At 59.9% G+C, this 3,254-nt stretch carries 2 protein-coding genes and 1 pseudogene; 1 reads left to right on the top strand and 2 read right to left on the bottom strand.

The genetic code is table 11. The features are described 5' to 3' along the window. On the top strand, window positions 1-414 hold a 414-nt coding region (locus QO034_RS23075; RefSeq protein WP_284487847.1), incomplete at its 5' end, for a hypothetical protein. A gap of 22 nt (window positions 415-436) precedes the next feature. On the opposite strand, the gene QO034_RS23070 is transcribed toward QO034_RS23075, so the two are convergent. Both QO034_RS23070 and QO034_RS23065 read right to left on the bottom strand, forming a co-directional pair. Further along, entirely contained in the window at window positions 437-1,990 is a 1,554-nt protein-coding gene (locus QO034_RS23070; protein WP_284487846.1) for a Fic family protein, read from the bottom strand. Between the two features lie 872 nt (window positions 1,991-2,862). After that, window positions 2,863-3,135 (bottom strand): annotated as a pseudogene (locus tag QO034_RS23065) (transposase); the annotation flags it as partial. Window positions 3,136-3,254: the final 119 nt, after the last annotated feature.

Below are 3,254 nucleotides of genomic sequence, written 5' to 3'. Positions count from 1 at the left end.
CCCATGTCGATCACTCCTTCTCTCCCCGACCGATTCCGTCGGGGCAGCGTGTTCACATGGGTCAATTCTCAGTGGAAAATTATGGGGCTACCGGGTCACTTCTCAGCGGAAATCAACAGCCGCGACAAAGATCGCTCCAAGAACCATCGCCCGCCGTCAGAGTTTATCGCCCTTCATCAGGGGGCGACGAGATCGCGGGAGGAGATCGAACTGGAAGCTGTCAGGCGTGTTGCGGAGAAGATGCTTCAGAGCCAACGCGATCTGATTCAGCGCGCGGCAGTCCAAGAAAGCTTCGAGCGTCATAACCGAGATATCGAAAAACGCGCCGCCGAGGAACGAGAGCGAGCGGCGAATGACGAGCGCGAACGCCAGGAGCGGGAAAAGCCGAAGCTCAGGCGCAGGCGACGGCGATAGTCTTGTTCAAGCCGTTGCTCGATTATGTCGGTAGTGTCGCCTGCTGTTTGCCTTCCATCGCCGCTTTCACGAGGTCGCCGAGAATGTCGGCAAACGGAACGATGTCTTGCCGCACGCTTGCATCTTCGAGCGCGGCCATATAGGCGGCGCGCCTTTCGACGGGCACTACTGTCCAAGGATAGCCGCCCGCGCCGAGCATGATATTCATTAGGAAGCGCCCCATCCGCCCGTTCCCATCGGTGTAGGGGTGGATGTAGACAAATATGAAGTGCCCGAGCACAACCCGCACGGCTGGATCGGTTTCTTCGGCCAGTAGCTCGAAGAACAGGGGCATGGCATCGCGCACGGACTCGGACGATGGCGGAACGTGCATCGACCGCCGAATGTATACCGAACCGCTCCGATACCCTGCCAAGTCGGCAGGACGCAGTATGCCCGCCGTTACGCTTGGCGCGAATAGGGCGCGATACCATGAACCATGATCTTCGTCGGCTACGGTTCCAGGGTTCTCGCCCCTGAGAACGACTTCGAGGCTTTTCAGGACTTCCTGATAGGCGAGCCAATACCCGCGTGCCGCCAACGCGTCCCGATGTTCTCGATCCCGCTCGTCGGATTCTGGATTCCAATCACCGCTCTTCACTCGTTCGATGAGCGCAGGCGACACGCGATAGCCCTCGATAGAAAGCGAATGATACGCATCCGTTACGTAGGCATCGCTTACACGCTTGAGATAGGCATCGATGTCGTTCGGCTTGCCAGGCGCTTCAGGAAAGCGCTCGATGATCCGTTCCCGCATGTCACCCCACATAAGTCGCATGCGCCCCGCGTAGGGAGAAACCTCTCGGCGAGGCAGTTGGATTGATAGCTGTGTTTCGAAGGGGTCTTGTTCTCGCACATCGTAGCCTGCGGCGCGCATGGCGCTGAGGATGTCATCGGCAATGCGGTTTCTTCCGATGTTGCGGAATGCTCCCGCCAGTCGCCCCGCGATGGTGGTGTGCCCGCCTTCAAGCAGTAGCGCCAGAACCTCCGACGCATCCTTAATACTTGCCAGCGCAGCGCGGGCGTCTACCGCATGATTCTGGAAGAACGCAGGCGACACTTCCGTCAGTGCGGCAGGCATAGCATAGACCCGCAGGCCGTCTTTCTCGATGATGTCGCGCTCAGACGGAAGACTTGCCCGAATGTCGAAAAGTGACGTCTCGAACGGCAGAGCGGTCGGCTTGTTGCCGCCCTTCGGTGCGCGGACGCTGAGTTGACGCGGCACAGTCTGGTTGCCTGCGTGCAGCGCAAGGGACTGCTCAGGCGACAGGCACCATTCGTCTTTGAAGCGCGTCCTGAGATATGCCGCACAGAACGGCCAGAACGCGGCATACCATGCGGTGCTTTCTCCTGCCGTCTCGTCGGGGCGAGCAGGTATGTACCAGCCCTTCATTACCTCTTGCAGGAAGCCGTTCTTCAGAAGGCGCTCACGGTGTAGGCGCGACAGATCAGTGGAGCGTATGGCAACGGAGCCGCCGTCCTGTAGCGCTTTGAGCGCTTCCAGGGCTTCGGCCAATTTTTCTTGTGGTGTCGCCATCTGCTCGTTCTTTCCTTAGGGTTTTGCGTCGTGCGTCTATTAGGTTATTGAGTTGTAGCACATTTAGGTTTTCGTGTCTAATTATTTTTAGGTTTTCGTGCCGCGCTCTTCATAGGGTATCGTGTCAGAGCGCCTTCTATGGTGGTGCGTTATGGTTCGAACCCGCGCTTGCGTTGAGGGCGTGGCTCGCGGCTTTCCTCTTCGCGATTCTTCTCACGCTTGCGCGTGGACGTGTGATCGGGGGCGTGTCGATCATCGCGCATGTAGTGCGCCAAGTCCTCGCGCAACCGCAGCAGCTCGTGCTGAGCGGCTTCTCTTTGCGCGCGGATGTCGCGCTGAAGCGCTTGCCGCTCTTCGATCTGTTTGACGACCAGGGCGTCTTTTTCGTAGCGGTCGCGGCGCAGGGCTTCGAGCGCTTCATGTTCGTTTCGTGCTCTGACCTTCGCGTATTGGCCTGTCAGGCGATGCCAGATGCCCGAGAATCCGTTCGGCAGACGTTCAGCCCGCTTACGGGTTTCGGCCTGCCAGCGCTTCTCGTGGACTTCGGTTAGCTGGCGACGCTCTTCACGGTGACGCTGCACAACCTCCGCCTTGCGGAATTCGATCTGCGCCGAACGACGCTGCGCGTCATGCTCCACATCCTTGATGAATTCTTGCAGTTTGGATGAGATGCCGCTGGCGATCTCGGCTTTGATCTCATCGACCGTGCGGAGGGCTTTCGGATCGCCGAGCTTGGCTTCCACGTCCTTTGCCTTCACGCCACTGTAGCGGGCGACGGCATAGACCTCGCCACGATAATCGACCGCGACAAAGCCGCGCCGATCACCCTTGGCGAGCCAGAACATGTGCTTCTCGCAGCGTGTTCCCCGCGCGATGCCGAGCGCTGTGTAGCCGTTGAGCACGGCGATACGGACCTGGAGTTCCGCGACTTGGCGGTCGAAGTTCCGTGCCATGAGGCGTTGCCCCAGCAGTTTCACACAGTGCATCTTCGTCTCGACGCGACTGCGGCGGTGGTATCCGCTCCATCGTCGCCAGAGGGCCCGGCCGAGGTATTTCGCCGCGCGTAGGGCCACGTTTCGGGCAATGGCTCCGGCGGTGACGGTCTTCCAGGGTTTGGCGTTCCTGCGGGGCGGGATGACCGCATGAGGCCAAGGGCGCGATCACGCTTGATGAGATGGCTGCGCGACTGGAAGCGGAGCGCGGTGTTTGCGTTGCACCCAGCTCGGTCTGGCGGCTTTTTCAACGGCTCGGCCTGACGCATAAA

Origin of the sequence: Sedimentitalea xiamensis (assembly GCF_030164465.1) — a bacterium.
GTDB classification, from domain to species: Bacteria; Pseudomonadota; Alphaproteobacteria; order Rhodobacterales; family Rhodobacteraceae; genus Sedimentitalea; species Sedimentitalea xiamensis.
The sequence above is the reverse complement of the archived record's forward strand: the minus strand, read 5'-3'. Positions and strand labels throughout refer to the sequence as shown.